This is a genomic window from Tardiphaga alba (assembly GCF_018279705.1).
Lineage (GTDB): Bacteria > Pseudomonadota > Alphaproteobacteria > Rhizobiales > Xanthobacteraceae > Tardiphaga > Tardiphaga alba.
Window position 1 is genome coordinate 2239844 of the sequence record NZ_CP036498.1, and the last position, 22980, is coordinate 2262823.

Genomic DNA, 22980 nt, shown 5'->3' on the forward strand with positions numbered 1-22980 from the left:
GGGAGCACACACGCATGTCCTTCACGGATATCTTCATCAAGCGCCCCGTGCTGGCGGTGGTGGTCTCGCTGCTGATCCTGCTGATCGGTTTCAAGGCGGCCACCAGCCTGCCGATCCGGCAATATCCGAAGCTCACCAACACCGTGATCACCATCACCACGGTGTATCCGGGCGCGTCGCCGGACCTGATGCAGGGCTTCATCACCACGCCGATCGAGCAGGCTGTCGCGGCCTCCGAAGGCATCGACTACATGACCTCGGCCTCGACCCAGGGCCAGAGCCTGATCTCGGTCTACATCAAGCTGAACGTCGATCCGAATGCGGCGCTCACCGAAGTGCTGTCGAAGGTCAACTCGGTCAAATATCTGATCCCGCGTGAAGCCAACGACCCGGTGATCCTGAAGTCCACCGGCGAAACCACCGCGATCATGTATCTCGGCTTCTCCAGTGACGAACTCTCGGGCTCGGCGATCTCCGACTATCTCACGCGCGCCGTGCAGCCCGTGTTATCGACGGTGGACGGCGTGGCCAATGCCGAAATCCTGGGCGGCCAGACCTTTGCCATGCGTCTGTGGCTCGATCCGCAGCGCATGAATGGTCGCGGCGTGTCGTCCGACGACGTGGTCAATGCCATCCGCTCCAACAATTTCCAGGCAGCGGCGGGCCAGACCAAGGGCTACTACATCGTCTCCAACGTCACCGCGAATACCGACTTGCAGAATGTCGGTGAATTCAAGCGGATGATCATCAAGGCGAAGGATGGCGGTTTCGTCCGCATGGAGGATATCGCCACCGTCGAATTGGCCGCGCAGAGCACCGACGCGTCGGTGGCCTTCTCGGGCGAGCGCGCCATCTTCATCGGCGTGAAATCGACGCCGCTGGGCAACCCGCTCAACATCGTCAAGGGCGTACGCGACCTGTTCCCCGAACTCGAGCGCAACCTGCCGCCGTCGTTGAAGATGAAGGTGGCTTACGACTCCACCAAATTCATCACCTCGTCCATCGAGGAGGTGCGCAATACGCTGATCGAAGCGGTGGTCATCGTCGTCGTCGTCATCTTCCTGTTCCTGGCGTCGCTGCGCTCGGTCATCATTCCGGTGGTGACGATCCCGCTGTCGCTGATCGGCGTCTGCAGTCTCATGTTGATGGCCGGCTTCAGCTTCAACCTGCTGACGCTGCTCGCCATGGTGCTCGCCATCGGCCTTGTGGTGGACGACGCCATCGTGGTGGTGGAGAACATCCATCGCCATCTGGAGGAGGGCAAACCACCGGTCCAGGCGTCACTTGAAGGCGCGCGCGAAATCATCGGTCCGGTCATCTCCATGACCATCACGCTGGCGGCGGTGTATGCGCCGATCGGCTTCATCGGCGGTCTCACCGGCGCGCTGTTCCGCGAATTCGCCTTCACGCTCGCAGGCTCCGTGATCGTGTCGGGCGTCATCGCGCTGACGCTGTCGCCGATGATGTGCTCGGTGCTGCTGAAGCAGGAGGAGCCGGGCTGGTTTGCCAAGAAGGTGGACCGGGTGTTCGGCGCGGTGACGCGCTGGTATGGCCGTCAGCTCGACCGTTCGCTCGACTACCGGCCGATCACCGCGCTGTTCGCGGTGGTCATCCTCGGTCTCGTCGGCTTCATGTATGTGAACACATCCAAGGAGCTGGCGCCGGAGGAAGATCAGGGCATCCTGTTTGCCATCACGAAGGGGCCGAAATACGCCAATATCGACTACTCCGATTATTACGGAGAGAAGATGGACAAGGCGTTCGCGCAGTTCCCGGAGACCGATCTGCGCTTCATCATCAACGGCATCAACGGTCCGAATAACGGTATCGCCGGCATGCTGCTGAAGCCGTGGGACGAGCGTAAGCGCTCCACCAACCAGCTCAAGCAGCCCGTGCAGAACGAGCTCAGCAAGATCGAGGGCGTCAATGCCTTCGCGTTCAACCTGCCGGCGCTTCCGGGCGGTCCTGGCGGCCTGCCGATCCAGATGGTGATCAACACCGTCGGCAGCTTCCAGTCCGTTTATGAGGAGATGGTGAAGCTGAAGGCCGAAGCGCAGAAGAGCGGTCTGTTCATCGTCTCGGACAGCGATCTCGACTTCAACCAGCCGGTGGTGCGCGTCAGCGTCGATCGGTCGAAGGCGAATGATCTCGGTGTCACCATGCAGAGCCTCGGCAATACGCTCGCGGTGCTGCTCGGCGGTAACTATATCAACCGCTTCAACCTCGAAGGTCGCTCCTATCAGGTGATCCCGCAGGTGCCGCGCGGCATGCGTATCTCGCAGGATTCGCTGGCCAACTACTATGTGCCGACCGCCACGGGCCAGCAGGTTCCGCTATCGACACTGGTGAAGGTGGAAACCGGCACCAATCCGAACGCGCTGTCGCATTTCAACCAGCTGAACTCGGCGACCTTCCAGGCCGTGCCGATGCCGGGCGTCACCGTTGGTCAGGCGGTGGACTTCCTGGAGGCAGCTGCCAAGAAACTGCCGGCTGGCTTCAACCACGACTATCTGGCTGACTCGCGCCAGTATGTGCAGGAAGGCAACCAGCTCGCGGTGGCGTTCGGCTTCGCGCTGATCATCATCTTCCTGGTGCTGGCGGCGCAGTTCGAGTCGATCCGCGATCCGCTGGTGATCATGATCTCGGTGCCGATGGCCATTTCGGGAGCGCTGATCCCGCTGTTCTTCGGCATGGCGACGATCAACATCTACACCCAGGTGGGCCTGCTGACGCTGGTCGGCCTGATCTCGAAGCACGGCATCCTGATGGTGGAGTTCGCCAACGAGCTCCAGCTCAAGGAAGGTCTCGATCGCCGCTCCGCGATCGAGATGGCCGCCCGCGTGCGTCTGCGTCCGATCCTGATGACGACCGCGGCGATGGTCACCGGCCTGCTGCCGCTGCTCACCGCGTCGGGCGCGGGTGCTGCCAGCCGCTTCTCCATCGGCCTCGTGGTCGTGGCGGGCATGATGATCGGCACGCTGTTCACGCTGTTCGTGCTGCCCGCGGTCTATGTGGCCATCGCTACCGACCACCGCGCCGGCAAGGAAAGCCAGCGCGCCAAGGAGATCGCCGATTTCGATCTCAAGCATGCAAAGACGACGTGACGCATCGGGCCTTGCGGCGCTGAGCTTGCAGGCTTAGATGGATTGAGGTTGGATGGCGGATCGACAAAATCGATCCGCCATTTGCGTTTTGAGGCGGACGCCCCCGGAGGAGCCCCCTCGATGACGCGCGATTTCACGCCCGGCAATTATCGTTACATTCCCGCACTGTTTCAGTATTCGAGCGGCGCTGCAGCATTGCCTGGCTACGAGGTCGAACGCGTCCGCTTCGATAGGTGGTTGCCGTTGGCCGAAGGCTTTGCGCGCATCGCCGACTATATTCGCGCAGCAGGTCGTCCACTCACATCGTTCTGCGCCTGCGAATTGCGCTCGCCGGGCGTTGTCGATGAAGCCGGTTTTCGCAAGTTCAACGAACATTATGTGAAGACGCTTGCGGAGTGGGGCATCTTCGACGGCACCAATAATCCCGTCGCGCGCAGCAATGTCTGTCTCGAAATCGATCCGCCGAGCGAACCGTCGTTCTACGCGTTTTCCTTCGTGCGGGAATCGAAGGGCGCGGGACCAAGCTTCGTCATCGCAGGCGGCGCGGAAGCGCGCGGTGGTGCTGGCACATATCCCGAGCGCATCGTGCGCTACCGCGAAACGTCGGCGGATGCCTTGCGCGAGAAAGCGCGCATGACGATGAACACGATGGAAGAGCGTCTCAGCGCTTTCGGCTTCAGCTGGAAGGATACGACGGTGACACAGGTCTATACGGTGCAGGATTTCCACCCGGTCGTGGCGGATGAACTCGTGAAACGCGGTGCCGCACGCCAAGGCATGACTTGGCACTTCGCACGGCCGCCCGTGGTCGATCTCGAATTCGAAATGGATACACGCCGCGTAATGCGGGAGATCGTGATTTAACTCCCATGTCATCCCCGCGAAAGCGGGGATCCATACACGCTGTCGAGATAATGAAAACACGGCAGGCTATGGCATTCCAATTAGCTCTGCGGAGGTTATGGATCCCCGCTTTCGCGGGGATGACAGACTAAGCGGCGCGCGGTGAGGCACTGAGATGCGCGGCGACAATGCGAAGATCCGCGACAAAATTCGCATATTCGCGCAGCCGCGCATCTTCGTCCGGCAGGCGCAGCAGATAGGACGGATGCACGGTCACAAGCACGCGCGTGCCATCCTCCAGATCAATCACGCGGCCGCGCGTCTTGCCGACCGGCACGATCTTGCCGAACACGCTCTGCGCAGCCGTCGCGCCCATCGCGACGACAAGCTCCGGCTGCACCAACGCCTTCTCGCGTTCATACCAAGGACGGCACGCCTTAATTTCCGGCGTTGCGGGCTTCTGATGCAGCCGGAATTTGCCGCGCGGCACAAATTTGAAATGCTTCACCGCATTGGTCACATAGACCTTGTCTCTGACGATGCCGGCTTCCTTCAGTGCCTTGTCGAGCATCTGTCCGGCCGGCCCGACAAATGGCTTGCCGGCAAGGTCTTCCTTGTCGCCGGGCTGTTCGCCGACCATCATCACCGAAGCCTGTTTCGGCCCTTCGCCGAACACGGTCTGGGTGGCATCCTTCCAAAGCGCGCAGGCGCGGCAATCGGCAGCTTCGTCGCGCAATGCGGTGAGGCTGTTGTCGTTTGAATGCTCATCCGATGCGGTGTGTGATCGCGGCACGATGTCCTCGCGGCGCTGCGGCTTCTTCGGCTCCAGCGCTTCCGCGGCAATCATCTCGCCTGTGACACGTTCCGCCTTTTCGATCAGCGGCTTGATCAGCGCCGCTTCGGGCAGGTTGCGCCAGTATTTCTTCGGCATCTCCTTCTGCATCGCCATGGTCTTCAGACGCGCGGGATTGAAGATATTGGCGTAATAGGTCAGCCAAACCTCTTCGAGCCGGTCGCTCGACGGCGCCATGGATTTATCTACGCCCGGCGAGAACGACACTTTGTGTCCGTCCCAATGCGCGCACAGATCCGGCGTCAGGATCGACCAGGACATGTCGGCAAAGCGCCGCGCGAAAAACGGCGCGCTGAGTTCGACGATGTGATGCTCCGGCTCGAACCACGCCACGAAATGCGCCTTGGCATCGCGGCCGATTTCGCGGAAGCGCACGAAGGCATGCATCTTGTGCTCGTCGCGGCGGATCGCCTTGGCCATGCTCTCAAGTTTGGCGGTGTCCGCATCGGTCGCCAGTTGCAGCAGATCGTGATTGCTGCGCAGCCGCCACAGCATGCGATAGAGCAGGGCAAAGCGCTGGGGATCGCGATGCAGGATCACGGATTTTGCGAGATCGACGAACTGCGCCGGCACATTGAAGGTGCCGCGGATGTCTTCGAGCGGTGCGCTCTGTGTTGCGGGCAATAGTTCGGGCTCATTGCCGCCGGCGACGAGCCAGGTCACATCCGCAGGCGCAACGGCATTCATCGCCAGCAGACGTGCCGCCTTGCGCCAGCCATCGAAATCGGTCTCGCCATCGAGGATGATGGTGTGCATGTCAATACACTCTCGTCTTCAACAATCTCACCACAAACTCTCCCGTCATCCTGAGGTGCCGCGCAACGCGCGGCCTCGAAGGACGGCCGCGGGCTCTGACTGCGCCAAACACCATCCTTCGAGGCTCGCCAGTGCTCGCACCTCAGGATGACGGCGGAGGATGTGGGGCGCGCTTAAAAGGCGAATCCCAGTTGCTTCGCCTTCGGCTTGAACCGCTCCGCCAGATTGGCGCCATCGAGCAGCGCCGTTGCCGGTCGGTGATCAGGAAGAACGATGAACGGCAGCGCCTTGTTCCGTGGGATATGCAGCGCTGCGAGGTCGCCGACGCGGATCGCCGAAATCCGCCGCGTCTCGATGATCCGCTGCACAGCCCGCGCGCCAAAACCGGGCACGCGCAACAGATCCTCGCGGCTGGCGCGGTTGATGTCGAGCGGGAAACGGTCGCGATGGCGCAGCGCCCAGGCGAGTTTCGGATCCATGTCCAGCGACAGCATGCCGTTATCGCCAGCCACGATCTCGTCGGCATCGAAGCCATAGAAACGCATCAGCCAGTCGGCCTGATAGAGCCGATGCTCGCGCATCAAGGGCGGCGCGCGCAACGGCAAGGAACGGCTGGCATCGGGGATCGGACTGAAGGCCGAGTAATAGACGCGCTTCAGATTGTAGGAGCCATAGAGATTGGCCGAGGTCTTGATGATGGTCGCGTCATTGGCGCTGTCGGCGCCGACGATCATCTGCGTGCTTTGGCCGGCCGGCGCAAAGCGCGGCGCCGTGCGGCCGCGCGGCGTCGGCTTGGCGCCCTCGCGGGCTTCATCCAGCTTGAGACGCAAACGTCCCATGGTGCGGCGGATCGCGCGCACGTCCTTTTCCGGCGCCAGTTGCTTCAGGCTGCCTTCATCCGGCACTTCGATATTGATCGAAAGCCGATCCGCATATTTGCCAGCCTCGGTAATCAATGCCTCATCGGCTTCGGGAATGGTCTTCAAATGGATGTAGCCGCGAAAGTGATGTTCCTCGCGCAATTTTCGCGCGACGGCGACCACTTGCTCCATCGTGTAATCGGCGCTGCGGATGATGCCCGATGAGAGAAACAGCCCCTCGATATAATTGCGCCGATAGAAATCCAGCGTGAGCTGCACCACTTCATCCACGGTGAAGCGTGCCCGCGTCACATTGCTGGAGGCGCGGTTGACGCAATAGAGGCAATCGTAATTGCAGGCATTGGTCAGCAGGATCTTCAGCAGCGAGATGCAGCGGCCGTCCGGCGCATAGGAATGACAGATGCCCATGCCTGCATCGGTCGAGCCCATGCCCTTGCCGTCGCGGGAATCCCGTTTCTCGGTGCCGCTTGATGCGCATGAAGCGTCATATTTGGCGGCATCCGCGAGGATCTCCAGCTTGCGCTTCACGTCCATGTCAGTCCCTTCCAATACCGCTGCGAAAATATGGGTCGCTGTCCCGATTGACTCAGCCGAGCCTCTCGTCGTTATATAGAACACATCATGAACAAATGAGCCAGTAACGGGTTCATTGGAAACCCATCACTGGCAAAGATTTTGAGGAGCGGCGCATGACCGGCGCACGCACGGACACGCTTGCGCGCTTGCGCGGCAGCATAGAGCGCATCGAAGGGCATGAAGATACCACGCGCCTCGATCGCGTGGCGCTGGGCCATGCCGGGGCGGATGAAGTGCTGCAGGGCGGCCTTATCCGCGGAACCCTGCATGAAGTCTTCGCGCTGGAGACACGGCAGATCGGCGCCGCGACGGGCTTCGTTGCCGGCATGGCGCAGCGCCTGAGCAGGGCTAAGCCGCTGCTGTGGATCCGGCAGGATTTCGTTGCCCGCGAAGGCGGTGCGCTGGCGATGAGCGGGCTGAAGGAACTCGGCCTCGATCCGCGCGGCATCGTGCTGGTCGCGGCGGCCGATCATGAGATGGCGCTGCGCGTCGGCGCCGATGCGCTGGCCTGCGATGCGCTCGGCACCGTCATCCTCGATCTGTGGGGCGAGGTGCGCGCCTTCGATCTGGTCGCCAGCCGCAAATATACGCTGGCCGCACAAAACTCCGGCGTCTCTTGCGTGATGCTGCGGACGTCTGCCTTGCCGATGGTCAGCACAGCCGAGACGCGCTGGGTGGTGCAGGCCGCGCGTTCGCCGCCGACAGCGCCATGGGAAGCCTGGGGCGCACCGGTCCTCGACGTCAATCTCGTTCGCAATCGCCATGGCCAGACCGGCCGATGGATCATGGAATGGAAATGTGATGAGTGCCTTTTCCGTGACACCGAGTCTGAAGCAGGGAAGACGCATTCTCAGCCTGTGGCTACCGCGCCTGCCGACCGACCGCATCAAGCGCCAGCGCGCCCGCAGCGGCGCGTTGCACGACGCGCATAGATCGCTGATCGTAGCCGCGAAGGAAAACAATGCCTGGCAGATCACCGCGCTGAACGATGCGGCGGCAAAGCTCGGCCTCGAGATCGGCATGCCGCTCGCCAATGCGCGCGCGGTCTGTCCCGATATCGATGTCTGCGATGCCGATCCCGTCGCGGACACGGAATTGCTGAATGCCATCGCCGACTGGTGCGATCGTTTTACGCCGCTTGTGGCGCTCGATGCGCCACATGGATTGTTTCTCGACATCACCGGCTGCACACATCTGTTCGGCGGTGAGGCGGCGTTGATGGAGCAGCTCTGCGCCACGCTGACAAAGCAGGGTTTCATCGTCAGTGCCGCGATTGCCGGCACGTCAGTCTGCGCGCGCACGCTCAGCCGCCACAAGCATGGCCGCATCATAGCAGCCGGTGATGAAGCGAAGGCTGTAAAACCGCTGCCGCTTTATCCGCTTGGCGCGGATGATGCGATCATGCGTGGCTTGCGGCGTGCGGGCCTCAAGACCATCGGTGATGTCGCAGCGCGCGGCCGCGCCGAGATCACCGCACGTTTTGGTGCGGCTTTCACCGCCTTGCTGGAAGCAGCACTCGGGCAGGGCGACAGCCCGATCTCTCCGCGAAAACCGCTGCCGGATTACATCGTCGAAAAGCGCTTTCCCGAACCCATCGCCACTGATGCGGTGATCACCACGACGCTGACGTCATTGGCCGGCATGCTGATCGCCGCGATGGACAAGCAGGGCAAAGGCGCGCGCCTGCTTGAAGCAGCTTTCTTTCGCACAGATGGCGTGGTGCGCGTGATCACAGCCCAAACAGGGCAGGCGGTGAGCCGGGTCGAGGTCGTCGATCGCCTGTTTCGCGAACGCCTCGATGCCATCGCCGATCCCCTCGATCCCGGCTTCGGCTTCGACATGATCCGGCTGTCCGCCAGCCACACCGAAGTGGTGGTACAGCAGCAAAGCGATCTCGACAGCCGTGCGCGGGACAATGACGAGGTGATCGGTCTCGTCGATCGTCTCTCGGCACGGATCGGCCCGCGCCGTGTGTTCGTGCATCTGCCGGTCGATACGCATATCCCGGAGCGGGAAGCGGGTCCGATGCCGGCGCAATGGGGACTGATCGAAGCCTCATTGGCGCCATGGCCGCTCCGCATCATCGGCGAACCGCCGCTGCGACCGCTGCGCCTGTTCGAAAGGCCCGAGCCGATTGATGTCGCGCTCGCCGAATTTCCCGACAAGCCGCCGCATGCCTTCACATGGCGGCGGATCAACCGCATCGTGCGCCGTGCTGAAGGCCCTGAGCGTATCGCGATGGAATGGTGGCGCTCGCAGGAGCCACAGCCGACCCGCGATTACTTTCGTATCGAGGACGATATCGGGCAGCGGCTATGGATTTTTCGCGATGGTCTCTATGGCGAAATCCTGGATAAAGAGGAGAAGCGCGTCGATCCGAAATGGTTCGTGCACGGGATGTTCGCATGACCATTCCAGCCTATGCCGAACTCGGCATCACCACCAATTTCTCGTTCCTGCATGGCGGCTCGCATCCGCAAAATTATGTGCAACAGGCGAGTGAGATCGGTTTACCGATCATCGGCATCGCCGATCACAATACGCTGGCTGGCGTGGTGCGCGCCTATGATGAACTGGGCAACAAGGATATCCCGCATCCGCCGAGGCTGCTGATCGGTGCGCGTCTCGTCTTCATCGACGGCACGCCCGATATCGTCGTCTATCCCCGGAATCGCGACGCCTATGGGCGGCTATGCCAATTGCTCAGCCGTGGAAAGCTGAAGGCGGATAAAGGCGGCTGCCATCTCACGCTTGCCGATCTCGTCGATTTTGCTGAAGGACAACTCTGCATCCTTTCTTTGCCGCACCGCTTCGACAAAGTGACTGCGCTCAAAACGCTAGATCATCTGACACGAGCATGTCCCGACAATGTATGGATCGCCGCCAGCTTTTGGCATCATGGCGACGACAAGCGCCGCCTCGCACGGCTTGAACGCATTGCAGGCACGGCCCGCGTGCCGCTGATCGCGACCAACGAGGTTCTTTATCACGCCTATAGCCAGCGACCGCTGCAGGATGTTCTGACCTGCATTCGTGAGAAGACGACCATCGACAAGGTCGGCCGCCGGCTGCAGGCCAATGCCGAACGTCATCTCAAATCGGCAATTGAGATGGCGCGGCTGTTTCGTGATTATCCGGATGCGATCGCCGAAACGATCAGATTTTCGGAGCGCATCACCTTCACGCTCGGTCAGTTACAATACCAGTATCCCGATGAGCCCGTGCCGCTGGGAAAGACGGCGCAAGGTCATCTCGAAGACCTGACATGGGAAGGCTATCGCCGGCATTTTCCTAATACGGTCGATGGGAAGCTGGAAGCGACCTTACATAAGGAGCTCGCGCTGATCAGAGAGCTCGCATACGCACATTACTTTCTGACGGTGCACGACATCGTCCAATATGCACGCAGCCAGAATATTCTGTGTCAGGGCCGCGGCTCGGCAGCGAATTCCGCGGTCTGCTACATGCTCGACATCACCTCGGTGAATCCCGCCGAGGTCGATCTCCTGTTCGAACGCTTCATCTCCAAGGAGCGCCTGGAGCCGCCGGATATCGATGTCGATTTCGAACACGTCCGGCGCGAGGAAGTGTTGCAATATGTGTATCGCCGATACGGTCGTCACCGCGCGGCGATCATCGCCACCGTCATTCACTATCGCCCACGTTCTGCGATCCGCGATGTCGGCAAGGCGCTCGGCTTGACGGAGGACGTCACGTCATCTCTCGCGGACACCGTATGGGGAAGCTGGGGCAAGGGCCTCAACGAGATGCAGGTGAAACAGGCCGGTCTCGATCCCAGCAATCCCGCCATCATGCAAGCCGTAGCCCTTGCCATACAGCTCATCGAATTTCCGCGCCACCTGTCGCAGCATGTCGGCGGTTATGTGCTGACGCAGGACAATCTCGACACCTATGTGCCGATCGGCAATGCGGCGATGGATGACCGCACCTTCATCGAATGGGACAAGGACGATGTCGATACGATGAAGATGATGAAGGTCGACGTGCTCGCGCTGGGCATGCTGACCTGTATCCGCCGCTGTTTCGAACTTATTTTTCGCCACAAGGGGCGGCGGTACGAACTGAAGGATATCAAGGCGGAAGCAGATGATGCGCCTTCAGTATTCGCGATGCTCCAGCGTGGCGAATCTTTAGGCGTATTTCAAGTCGAGAGTCGAGCGCAAATGAATATGCTGCCGCGGCTTAAGCCGAAGACTTTCTATGACCTTGTCATCGAAGTTGCCATCGTGCGGCCCGGCCCGATACAGGGCAACATGGTGCATCCTTATCTAAAGCGAAGGGAGATGCGCGAAGAGGATATCGAATATCCATACCCAAAAGGCGGTGACAAAGACGAGCTCAAGAATGTCTTGAAAAAGACCCGGGGTGTTCCGCTGTTTCAGGAACAGGCGATGCGTATCGCCATCGAAGCAGCGAAGTTCACGTCAGAAGAAGCCAACGGCTTGCGACGCGCTATGGCGACATTTCGTAATGTCGGGACCATCGGAAATTTCGAAAATAAGATGGTCAATCAGATGATTAATCGCGGATATGATCCGGTTTTTGCCAAGAGCTGTTTTGATCAGATCAAGGGTTTCGGTAGCTACGGATTTCCGGAAAGCCATGCGGCTTCCTTTGCGCAACTTGTCTATGTGTCCTCATGGTTGAAGTGCTTTCATCCCGACGTGTTCTGCTGCGGCCTTCTGAACTCGCAGCCGATGGGTTTCTATGCGCCGTCGCAGATCGTGCAGGATGCGCAGAAAAATTGGGTGACGGTGCATCCGATTGATGTCTCGTACAGCCATTCGCAAAACACGCTCGAAGACATCGGAGGCAAATATCACGCCGTCCGCCTCGGTTTCCGCCAGATCGATGGTTTCAAATGGGCTGATGCTGATGAGGAGCGACTGAGGCAGAGCAAGACGAATCCGCCGTCTCCTTCCGAAGATTGGGGCGTCCGCATTGTCTCCGCGCGTGAGAAGCGCGCCTTTACCTCGCTGGAAGATTTTGCCCGCGATACCGGCCTGCCGAAACGCGCGCTGATCATGTTGGCCGATGCCGATGCGTTCCGCTCTATCGGCCTCGATCGCCGTGCCGCGCTGTGGACCGTGCGGCGCTTGCCGGATGATGTGGCGTTGCCGCTGTTCGAGGCGGCGACTGCGCGCGAGCAGCCCGATGAAAACGCGGCGCCGCTGCCGCAGATGCCGCGCGCCGAGGAGGTTGTCGCGGATTACCAGACCTTGCGCCTGTCGCTCAAAGGCCATCCGATGGAATTCTTGCGTGCGATGTTTGCCGCCGAGAAGGTCATGACCTGTGCGGCGGTCTCTGCGTCTCCCAACAACACGCCGGCACGCTGCGCCGGTGTCGTGCTGGTGCGGCAGCGGCCGGGCAGCGCCAAGGGCGTGATCTTCATGACGCTGGAGGACGAAACCGGCATCGCCAATGTGGTGGTGTGGCCGAAGGTGATGGAGACGTTTCGCAAGGAGGTGATGGGGGCGCGGCTGATCTGGGTCGAAGGCCGGATCCAGAGCAGCAAGGAGAGAGTGGTTCATCTCGTCGCCGAGCGGCTGGTGGATCGCAGCCATGAACTGCAGCGCCTGTCGGACAATCTTGCTGCGCGCCCGGCGATACCGCTTGGCCCGATTCTGGCCGAACCACTCAATGACGATCGCCGCGAACATCCCGACAATCCCGCCCAGCGCATCCGCCATCCGCGCGATGTCCGCATACTGCCGCGCTCGCGCGACTTTCACTGAGGTCGTTCAGCAACCGTTCAGCCATTGACCTGCATCATGCATTCACGGTCTGCTGCAGCGAGTCAGCCACCGTCTCTCAGGTCAGACAACGATGCAGACGCCGCGCGACATGCTTGCCGAGCTGTGGACCGATCTGGGCGGTGATCGCACCGCGCTGGATCGCGTCGTGCTGACCGGCGACGAGCCCGCGCTGCCGTCGTCGTTCCGCACCGGTGCCGCTGCACAGGTGTCCATCGCAGCAGCGGGTCTCGCGGCTACCGAGATCTGGCGCGCCCGCAGCGGACAGGCGCAATCTGTCAGCGTCGATATGCGCCACGCCGTCGTCGAATGCCGCAGCGAGCGCTATCTGCGCTGCGATGGCCATCCGCCGCCGCCTGCATGGGATGCGATTGCCGGTGTCTACAAGACCGGCGACGGGCGCTTCGTTCGCCTGCACACCAATTTCCCGCATCATCGTGACGCCGTCTGCCAGGTGCTGTCCTGCGCAGCCGAGCGCGACGCCGTGCAGGCTGCGCTGATGCAGTGGAAGGGCGCGGCGTTCGAAACCGCGGTCTATGCAGCCGGCGGCGTTGTCGCGCTGATGCGCAGCCACGATGAATGGATGGCACTGCCGCAGTCGCAGGCGATCGCCGAACTGCCTCTGGTCGAGATCACCAAGATCGGCGACGCCGCGCCAAAACCGTGGCCTGCCGGCGATCGTCCGCTTGCCGGCTTGCGCGTGCTAGATCTGTCGCGCGTCATTGCAGGTCCCGTCGCTGGCCGCACGCTGGCGGCGCATGGCGCCGAGGTCATGCTGGTCTCCAGCCCGAAGCTGCCGGCGATCCCGTGGCTCACCATCGACACCGGCCGCGGCAAGCGCTCATGCTTTGCAGATCTTGACACTGATGAGGGCAGGGATGCGTTGCGCGGTCTGCTCGCAGACGCCGATATCTTTTCACAGGGCTATCGTCCGCACTCCCTCGCCAAGCGCGGCTTCGCGCCGGACGACGCTGCGCGTGCAAGTCCCGGCATCATCTATGTCTCGCTGTGCGCCTATGGTCGCAGCGGTCATTGGGCGCAGCGTCGCGGCTTCGATTCACTGGTCCAATGCGCTACAGGCTTCAATCATGCAGAAGGGCAGGCGGCCGGCGTCGCAGATTCGCAAGAATTGGCCCCAAAGGAATTGCCGGCACAGATGCTCGATCACGCCACCGGATATCTCATGGCCTTCGGCGCCATGATGGCAAAACTCCGTCAGGCGCGTGAGGGCGGCAGCTGGCACGTTCAGGTTTCGCTGGCCCGCACCGGCAAGTGGCTGTGGGATATGGGCCGCCTTGAAAACGGCTTGAATGCGCCGGATATCGGTGGTGACGCCGTAGCCTCATTTGTTGAGGATATGCCGTCGGGCTTTGGTGTCCTGTCGGCTATTCGTCATGCGGCCGTGTTAGGCGGCACTCCGGCATATTGGGCCCGCCCAGCGATGCCACTCGGGGCTCACCCACCGGTATGGGGGTCCGCTATATGACGCTGATCTTAAGAGTATTGAAAATTTAACCGAAAATGCGGGTCTGACCTGCGTTTTTTGATTGTCTCCACGTCCATATGCGCACTAATAGCGCGCGCATTGGGACAAAACGCCGCGGCATAAGCGGACTCGTATTCAAGGGCTCGGCAGGTGACGAACGTGAACCAGGGATCTTCGAAATTCAGCCGCAAGCAGCTGGTCATCAGCGCCTGTGCGGCCGTTATTCTCGTCGGCGGCGGCTATGCCTATACGCAGATGACCGCGACGCCCCAGAAGCATTCCGACGTCTCCAGCCAGTCGCGCAAGAACCCGCAGCGCTACACGCCAAGCGCGACCGAATGGGCGAGCCTGACCATCGAGCCAGTGACGGTGAAGTCGTTCCGGTCGGAATCGGTCACCGAGGGCAAGATCGCCGTCGATGAAGAAAAATCCACGCCGATCTTCTCGCCCTATGCAGGCCGTGTCACCAAACTGCTCGCCAAGCCGGGCGATCAGGTCGTCAAGGGGCAGCCGCTCTTCGTGGTCGAGGCGGCCGACACTGTCGGCGCGCAGAATGATTTCGTCGCGGCCGTCACGGCGCTCAACAAGGCGAAATCGCAGCTCGATCTCGCCGTGATCCAGGACAAGCGCGCCAAGGATCTGTTCGAAGGCAAGGCCGTGCCGCTGAAGGATTTTCAGCAGGCGCAGGCGACCCTGTTGCAAACGCAGAACGATTTCCGCACCGCCGAGACCGCGCTCGAAGCCTCGCGCAATCGTCTGCGCATTCTCGGCCTCACGGAAGATGCGATCACCGCCTTCCAGGAGAAGGGCCGCATCAATCCGGAAACGACCGTGTTCTCGCCACTCGCCGGCACCGTGGTTCAGCGCAAGGTCGGTCCCGGCCAGTTCATCAGCGCCGGCGCCAGCGATCCCGTCTTCGTGATCGGCGATCTCTCCACCGTCTGGCTCAATGCCTATGTGCGCGAGACCGAAGCAGCCTCTGTGCAGGTCGGCCAGGAAATGACCTTCACCGCGCTGGCGCTGCCCGGCCGCGTCATGACCGGCAAGATCGACTATGTCGCCACCGCGCTCGATCCCGCGACGCGTCGCCTGCAGGTGCGCGCCACGCTGAATAACGGCAACGGCCTGCTGAAGCCGGAAATGTTCACCACGGTGACGATCTATGCACCGGGCGAACAGCCGACTGTCGGCGTGCCCAAGACCGCGCTCATCTATGAAGGCGATCAGGTCCGCGTCTGGGTCGCCAATGACGACAAGACCATCGAGCTGCGCACCATCAAGACCGGCATGACCAATGCGGGCCTGGTGGAAGTGTTCGGCAACCTCCGGCCGGGTGAGAAGATCGTCACCCGCGGAAGTCTGTTCATCGATCGCGTCGCTTCCGCTAGCTAAGTTCCAGCTCGGCTTCTCTGAAAGGTCCGATCTGGATGGATCGTCTCGTCTCTATTGCTGTCGACCGTCGCTTCCTGATGGTTGGCATGTTTCTCGCTGTGTTCATCGGCGGCATCTTCGCCTTTCAGCAGCTGAACATCGAAGCCTATCCAGATCCGACGCCGCCGATGGTGAACATCGTGACGCAATCTCCCGGCCTCTCGGCCGAGGAGATCGAGCGTTACATCACCATCCCGATCGAGACCCAGGTCGCCGGCATCAAGAACCTGAAGACGATCCGCACGATCTCGCTTTACGGTCTGTCGGACGTCAAACTGCAATTCTCATTCGACTACACGTATGATGAAGCGCTGCAGCAGGTGCTGAACCGGCTGGCGCAGCTCGGCCCGCTACCGAACAATGCGCAGCCCGGCATTTCGCCGCTCTCGCCGGTTGGCGAAATCTTCCGCTATCGCCTCGTCGGCCCGCCGAATTACAGCGTGCTCGATCTGAAGACACTGCAGGACTGGGTCTTGCAGCGTCGTTTCCGCGCGGTGCCAGGTGTCATCGACGTCGTCGGTTGGGGCGGCAAGACCAAGACCTATGAAATCCAGGTCGATTTCAACAAGCTCGTCGCTTATGGCCTGACACTGCCGCAGATGCTGACCGCGGTGGGCAATGCCAACATCAATGTCGGCGGCAACACCGTCAATATCGGCCCGCAATCGGCCGTGGTGCGCGGCGTCGGCCTGATCCGCTCGATCGACGACATTTCCAACACGATGATCTCGCAGACAGGTGGCAATCCGGTGCTGATCCGTGATGTCGCCACCGTCACGGTGGGGGAGAAGCCGCGGCTCGGCATTGCCGGTCTCAACAATGATGACGACATCGTCCAGGGCATCGTGATGATGCGGCGTGGCGAGAAGAGTTCACCGACCATCGCCAATGTTGAAAAAGCGGTGCGCGCCATCAACAACGGCAGTGTGCTGCCGCCCGGTGTGCGGATCGAACGCATCTATGACCGCAAGGACCTCATCGACATCACCACCCATACGGTGCTGCACAATATGGTGGTCGGTATTCTGCTGATCGTCTTCCTGCAGTGGCTGTTCCTCGGCAATCTGCGCAGCGCCCTGATCGTCGGGGCCACGATTCCGTTCGCGCTGTTCTTCGCCGTCATCATTCTGGTCGCGCGAGGGGAGTCGGCGAATCTGTTGTCGGTGGGCGCCATCGACTTCGGCCTGATCGTCGACGGCACCGTGATCATGGTGGAGGCGATCTTCAGGCGACTGACGCAGACGACGCCGCTATCGGATGCCGAGAAGAGTCACATATCCCCGAGACGATCATGGGGATGAAGAAACACGGCATCCTCAGTGCGTCCGCAGACGTATCGCGCTCGATCTTCTTCGCTGCGGCAATCATTATCGCGGCCTTCCTGCCGCTGTTCACGCTGTCGGGCGTCGAAGGTAACATCTTCGGGCCGATGGCGCGTACCTACGCTTACGCGCTGGCCGGCGGCCTGATCGCGACCTTCACCATTACGCCTGCGCTGTCGGCGCTGATCCTGCCTGCGCATGTGCAGGAAACCGAGACCTGGATCGTCCGCAAGCTGCATCATCTCTATGTGCCGGTGCTGGGCTGGGCGGTGAAGAGCCGCACCATGGTCATGGGTATCGCCGCTGCACTGCTGGTGGCCACCGCGATCATGATCCGGTTGCTCGGTCTCGAATTCCTGCCGAAGCTGGAAGAAGGCAATATGTGGATCCGCGCCACGCTGCCGCCAACCATCTCGCTGCAGGAGGGCAACACTTACGTCAACGAGATGCGCCGCTTCATCCGCGAGCAGCCCGAAGTGGAATCGGTGGTGTCGCAGCATGGTCGTCCCGATGACGGCACCGACGCGGCTGGTCTGTTCAATGCCGAGTTCTTCACGCCGTTGAAGCCCGTTGCCCAATGGCCGACGACGAAGGACAAGGACGAGCTGACGGCGCGGCTGCTTAAGGATTTGCAGGTCAAATTTCCCGGCGTTGAATTCAACTTCTCGCAATATCTGCAGGACAACGTCTCTGAAGCCGTGTCCGGCGTGAAGGGCGAGAATTCGATCAAGCTCTATGGCAGCGATCTGGAGACGCTGACCAAGACGGCGAACGAGATCAAGGATGTGTTGTCCACCGTACAGGGCGTGACGGACCTCGCGGTGTTCACTTCGCTCGGCCAGCCGACCATCCAGATCGATATCGATCGCGCCAAGGCCGCGCGTTATGGCCTGGCGCCTGGCGACATCAATGCCACCATCAAGGTGGCGATCGGTGGCGACAGTGCGGGCGATCTCTATGAGGGCGGCAGCGATCGTCACTTCCCGATCGTGGTGCGCCTTGCGCCGGAATTCCGCCGCAGCGCCGAGGCGATCCAGAACCTGCGTATCGGCGCGCCCGGACCGAACGGCACCATCACGCAGATTCCGCTCAGCGAGGTCGCCTCCATCAACCTGATCTCCGGCGCGGCTTACATCTATCGCGAGAACCAGGAACGCTATCTGCCGATCAAGTTCTCGGTGCGTGAACGCGATCTCGGCAGCGCGATCCAGGAAGCGCATGAGAAGGTCAATGCGTTGGTGAAACTGCCGCCGGGCTCGCGCACCGAATGGGTCGGTGAATTCGGCAATCTGCAGGATGCCATCAAGCGCCTGTCCATCGTGGTGCCCATCAGCCTGCTGCTGATCGGCGTGCTGCTGTGGTTCAATTTCGGCTCTATGGCCGACACATTGCTCGCCATGAGCGTGATCCCGATGGCGGTGTTCGGCGGTGTGCTCGGCCTGTTCCTGTTCGGCATTCCGTTCAGCGTGTCGGCCGCCATCGGCTTCATCGCGCTGTTCGGCATCGCCGTGATGGACGGCATTCTGATCATCTCGCAATACAACCAGCTCATCGACGAGGGCATGGAGCGCATCAAGGCGGTCATCAAGACCGGCGAGCTGCAGCTGCGTCCGGTGCTCATGACCTGTATTGTGGCAGGCGTCGGCCTGCTGCCGGCTGCGCTGTCGGAGGGCGTCGGCTCGCAGGTTCAGAAGCCGCTGGCCGTTGTCGTGGTCATGGGCATGATGCTGGCACCGCTGGTCATCCTCATCACGTTACCGGTGCTGATGACCTTCTTTGCCAAGCGGCCGAAGCGGGCATAAGGCGCGCAATAAAGCTGGGCCGCGCTGGATCGAAAGTGCGGCTCGCTTGTTAGAACCGTCATGCCGGGTTCCATTCTGTTGGAAGACCGCGACGGGTGTTTCTTTGTCAAAGTCTCAGGACGTGGCATTCTCCCGCTTATTGCCTGCGCGGATTGCCGCTTTAGAGAGACTTGATGCTCACCACGTCCGATCCCGTCGATCTCACCAATTGCGACCGCGAGCCGATCCATATTCCCGGCAGCATCCAACCTCACGGCTGCCTGCTGGCCTGCGACGGTTCGGTGGGCATGGTGCGGCGCCATTCGACCAATGCCGGCGCCATGCTCGGGGTCACCGGCGAGATCAATGACCGTCGCCTCGATGATCTGATCGGCGAAAAGCCGGCACACGACATTCGCAACGCCATCGCCAAATGGGGCAGCCAGCAGCGCGCAGGCCTGCTGATCGACTTCAAGGTCGCCCATACGAAAACGTCCTTCAATGTCGCCGTGCATCGGCATCAGGGCGTCAATATCGTCGAATTCGAACCGGTCGATCCCATCGAGGCGACGCCACCGCTGGAGCTGTCGCGCCTCCTGATCGGCCGCATCGGCCAGTGCAACGATCTCGACGTGCTGTTCGACAATGCCTCGCGCCTGCTGCGGGGTGCGCTCGGCTATGATCGCGTGATGGTCTACCAGTTCGCCCATGACGGCTCCGGTCGCGTGATCAGCGAAGCCAAGCGCGGCGATCTCGAGAGCTTTCACGGCCAGCATTTTCCCGCCAGCGACATCCCGCAACAGGCGCGCATTCTCTATGTGCAGAACACCGTCCGCATCGTCTCGGATTCGTCAGGTGCGCGCGTCGCTATCGTGCCGGAACACGATATGTCGGGTGAGCCGCTCGATCTGTCCTTCGCTCACTTGCGCAGCGTGTCGCCGATCCATTGCGAATATCTCCGCAACATGGGCGTCGGCGCCTCCATGTCGATCTCCATCATTCTCGATGGCGCGCTGTGGGGGCTGATTGCATGCCATCATTACGCACCCCGCGTGCTGTCGATGGAGAAGCGTGTCGCCGCCGAGATGTTCGGCGAGTTCTTCTCGATGCAGTTGGCGTCGCTGATCCAGAAGCGGAAGCTCGCTGCCAGTGAACGCGCACGGCGTTACCTCGATCAGCTCCTTCACAATGTCTCGCATCACGGCAATGTCGAGGATCTGCTCAAGAACAATATCCGCGACTTCCGCGAGCTGATGCCGTGCGACGGTGTTGGCATCTTTTTCAACGATACATGGACGGGCTTTGGCAAGGTGCCGCCGCCCGATGCCATTCCCGCGCTGATGGCGCTGGTGAACTCAGCCGCCGAGGGACGCGTCTGGGCCACCAGCGCCTTGTCGGATCGCCTGCCGGAAGCCGAGGATTACAGTGCGCTGGTGGCCGGCGTGCTGGCCGTGCCGCTCTCGCAACTGCCGCGCGATTACCTCATGTTCTTCCGCAGCGAAGTCGCGCAGACCGTGAACTGGGCGGGCGATCCCAACAAGACCTATGAGACCGGCCCGCTCGGCGATCGCCTGACGCCGCGCAAGAGTTTCGAGATCTGGAAGGAGACGGTCGAGCTGCAGTCCGAGCCATGGCTGCAAAGCGAGCGCGATACTGCAGAAGCGACGCGTGCCGCGTTGGTGGAAGTGGTGTTGCGCCACAACGAGCTCCTGGCTGATGAGCGCCACAAGGCCGATCTTCGCCAGAAGATGCTCAATGAAGAGCTCAATCATCGCGTCAAGAATATCCTGGCGCTGATCAAGTCGCTGGTCTCGCATCCGGTGGAAGAGGGACGCAGCATTGAGGATTACGTCGCCTCGCTGAAAGGCCGCATCCAGGCGCTATCGCTGGCGCATGATCAGGTCATCCGCGGCGCGGGTGGCGGCGCGCTGAAAAGCCTGGTCGATGCGGAACTGTCGCCCTATCGCGAGGCGGTGAAGGAGATCGAGGTCGCTGGTCCCGATGTCATGCTCGATGCCCGTGCCTTCTCGGTGCTGGCGCTGGTGTTGCACGAGCTTGCGACCAATGCGGCCAAATATGGTGCGCTGTCGGTGGGGCTCGGACGCTTGTCGCTGACATGGCAGCGCCTCGATAGCGGCGATTGTGAAATTCGCTGGCTGGAAAACGATGGTCCGCTGGTAACCCCGCCATCGAAGCCCGGCTTCGGCTCGACGCTGATCGGCCGCAGCATTCCCTATGATCTCGGCGGTGAGAGCGATGTGGATTACGCGCCGGCCGGCACGCGCGTGCGCCTGTTGATCCCGGCACGCTTCGTCACCTGGCCGGCGCCGCTGGCGACTCGCACGCGTCAGGCCAAGCGCAGTGACGACAGGCCGGTCGCTTCGATGCGTGGGCTCGACGTCTTGATGGTTGAGGACCAGCTGCTGATCGCCATGGATGTCGAAACCATGCTGGCCGGCGAGGGCGCCGCACGGGTGGAGACGGCGGCGTCAGCCAAGGAGGCGCTTGCGATCCTCGGATCGTTCAAGCCCGATGTTGCGATCCTCGACGTCAATCTCGGTACGGGAACGTCGATGCCGGTGGCGCATATGCTGAGCGAGCTCGGCGTGCCCTTCGTGTTCGCGACAGGCTACGGCGAGACCAGCCTCATTCCGGCAGCGCTGGATGCCGTGCCGGTGATCCGCAAGCCGTATGACCTAACGTCGTTGGTGACAGCGCTCGGCGTCGCGATGGCACGTAGCCGTCGGGTGGATTAGCCCTACTTGCCGTCTGGCGTACGCAGACCGTGCCAGGCGTCGCGTACCTGATGATAATGCACTTCCGGCAGATAGTCCGGCGTCTTCAGGCTGAGCGTCTTGACGTCGAGCCGGCCGACTGCGCTCAGCAGCGAGTAGGACGCGATCACGCGGTCGCGCTGCGCGCCGATCAGGCGTGCTTTGGCTGAAATCAGATCCTGCTGCGAGTTCAGCACTTCCACCGTGGTGCGCTGGCCACCGGCAGCCTCGCGGCGCACGCCCTGCAGCGCCACGTCGGCGGCGCGCACTTCGGCCTCGGCGGCACTGACGGCCGTCTTGGCGCCTTCGTTCGAGACCCACGCGCCAACCGCCGCGGTGCGCGCCTGGTTGCGGACCTGTTCGAGCACGAGGCGGCTCACGGTCGAGAGCTGCTTGGCCTGTCGGGTCTGCGAGGCACCGAGGCCGCCATCATAGATCGGCGCATTCAGCGTGCCGACGATGGAAGCCTGATCCTGTCCATAGGTGCCCAGCGTCGAATCGTTCTGGCTCGATTTACTGGCATTGCCCTGCAGCGTGATGGTTGGCAGCAGGCTGCTCTCCGCCACCTTGATGCTGGTCGTGGCGACGTCCACATCGAAGCCGGCGGCCAGCACGGCCGGATGCGCCTTGAAGGCCTGGCCGATGGCGTCGTCGCGATTGCGTGGCAGCAACCTGTCGACGGGCTCGGCGGGGGAAAGGCGGGCCGGCATCACGCCGACCACCTGCGCATACATCGCCTGGCTGATGGACAACGCGACTTCGGAGGCGTTCAGATCGGCCTGGCCGCGGGCGAGGCGTGCTTCGGCCTGCGAGGTATCGGTCGGCGTTACGTCGCCGGCATTCAGGCGCTTTTTCGCAATATCGAGCGTCTCGCGGAGCGCGGCGACGTTGGAACGTTGCGCCTCCACCAGCGACTGGTTCGCCAGCACGTTCATATAGGCGATGACCGCATCGAGCAGCACGCCCTGGCCGACATTGCGCAGGGCTTCGCGGCCCGACTGCACCTGGAACTCGGCGACACGCACGCTGTTGGCTGTCTTGTTGCCGTTATAAAGCGTCTGCGTGACGGTGACGCCGATCACCCATGGCTTCAGCGTCGCGCCGACGATGGTGTTATCGACTTGAAGATTGCGGACCGATTGCAGGCCGACGCTGAGCGTCGCGTTGACCTGCGGGCGATAGCCCGCCATGGCCTGCGGCACATTCTCGTCGGTCGCGCGTTGCCGCGCGCGCTCGCTGTTGAGTTGCGGATTGGTCTGATAGGCCTTGGTCATCGCGTCCAGGACGGTTTCGGCGCGCGCATCGCCCACGGCGAAGATGCTGCAGCCGATCAATCCCAAAGCCGTTCCCGTACGCAGCACGTTGCGTGCGACGCGGCCCATTCTTACGCGATGACTCG

11 protein-coding genes and 1 pseudogene are annotated in these 22980 nt (G+C 61.7%); 9 read left to right on the forward strand and 3 right to left on the reverse strand.

Going from position 1 to position 22980, the window contains the following annotated elements:
• Positions 1 to 14 precede the first annotated feature (14 nt).
• Positions 15 to 3104, forward strand: coding sequence for a MexW/MexI family multidrug efflux RND transporter permease subunit (locus RPMA_RS10480; protein ID WP_211912751.1), 3090 nt, complete (start codon positions 15 to 17; stop codon positions 3102 to 3104).
• Positions 3105 to 3224: 120 nt separating this feature from the next.
• Complete coding sequence (cnbZ, locus tag RPMA_RS10485; RefSeq protein WP_211912752.1) at positions 3225 to 3968, forward strand: 2-amino-5-chloromuconate deaminase CnbZ; 744 nt, start codon at positions 3225 to 3227, stop codon at positions 3966 to 3968.
• A gap of 127 nt (positions 3969 to 4095) precedes the next feature.
• Here cnbZ and RPMA_RS10490 read toward each other — a convergent pair whose 3' ends face one another.
• Together RPMA_RS10490 and RPMA_RS10495 are read right to left on the reverse strand one after the other, a co-directional pair.
• Positions 4096 to 5556, reverse strand: coding sequence for a UdgX family uracil-DNA binding protein (locus RPMA_RS10490; RefSeq protein WP_211912753.1), 1461 nt, complete (start codon positions 5554 to 5556; stop codon positions 4096 to 4098).
• A gap of 173 nt (positions 5557 to 5729) precedes the next feature.
• On the reverse strand, positions 5730 to 6971 hold the full coding sequence (locus tag RPMA_RS10495) for a putative DNA modification/repair radical SAM protein (protein ID WP_211912754.1): 1242 nt from the start codon (positions 6969 to 6971) through the stop codon (positions 5730 to 5732).
• 155 nt (positions 6972 to 7126) lie between these two features.
• Here RPMA_RS10495 and RPMA_RS10500 point away from each other — a divergent pair, with 155 nt between their 5' ends.
• The 7 genes and pseudogenes from RPMA_RS10500 (at position 7127) to RPMA_RS10530 (ending at position 21563) form a co-directional block, all read left to right on the forward strand.
• The gene (locus RPMA_RS10500; RefSeq protein ID WP_249225623.1) at positions 7127 to 7945 is read left to right on the forward strand and encodes an ImuA family protein; all 819 of its coding nucleotides are present in this window, start codon (positions 7127 to 7129) and stop codon (positions 7943 to 7945) included.
• Complete coding sequence (locus tag RPMA_RS10505) at positions 7830 to 9422, forward strand: Y-family DNA polymerase (RefSeq protein WP_408056546.1); 1593 nt, start codon at positions 7830 to 7832, stop codon at positions 9420 to 9422. Before RPMA_RS10500 ends, RPMA_RS10505 begins: the two co-directional genes overlap by 116 nt.
• Entirely contained in the window at positions 9419 to 12769 is a 3351-nt protein-coding gene (locus tag RPMA_RS10510; protein WP_211912756.1) for an error-prone DNA polymerase, read from the forward strand. Before RPMA_RS10505 ends, RPMA_RS10510 begins: the two co-directional genes overlap by 4 nt.
• Positions 12770 to 12860: 91 nt before the next feature.
• On the forward strand, positions 12861 to 14273 hold the full coding sequence (locus RPMA_RS10515) for a CoA transferase (RefSeq protein ID WP_211912757.1): 1413 nt from the start codon (positions 12861 to 12863) through the stop codon (positions 14271 to 14273).
• 255 nt (positions 14274 to 14528) lie between these two features.
• Positions 14529 to 15665, forward strand: a complete 1137-nt coding sequence (locus RPMA_RS10520) for an efflux RND transporter periplasmic adaptor subunit (protein ID WP_211913602.1) — start codon at positions 14529 to 14531, stop codon at positions 15663 to 15665.
• Between the two features lie 35 nt (positions 15666 to 15700).
• Positions 15701 to 18828, forward strand: a pseudogene (locus tag RPMA_RS10525) (efflux RND transporter permease subunit).
• A 173-nt stretch (positions 18829 to 19001) separates the two neighbouring features.
• Entirely contained in the window at positions 19002 to 21563 is a 2562-nt protein-coding gene (locus RPMA_RS10530) for an HWE histidine kinase domain-containing protein (RefSeq protein WP_211912758.1), read from the forward strand.
• Positions 21564 to 21565: 2 nt separating this feature from the next.
• Here RPMA_RS10530 and RPMA_RS10535 read toward each other — a convergent pair whose 3' ends face one another.
• Positions 21566 to 22963, reverse strand: coding sequence for a TolC family outer membrane protein (locus RPMA_RS10535; RefSeq protein ID WP_249225624.1), 1398 nt, complete (start codon positions 22961 to 22963; stop codon positions 21566 to 21568).
• Between the last annotated feature and the right edge of the window lie 17 nt (positions 22964 to 22980).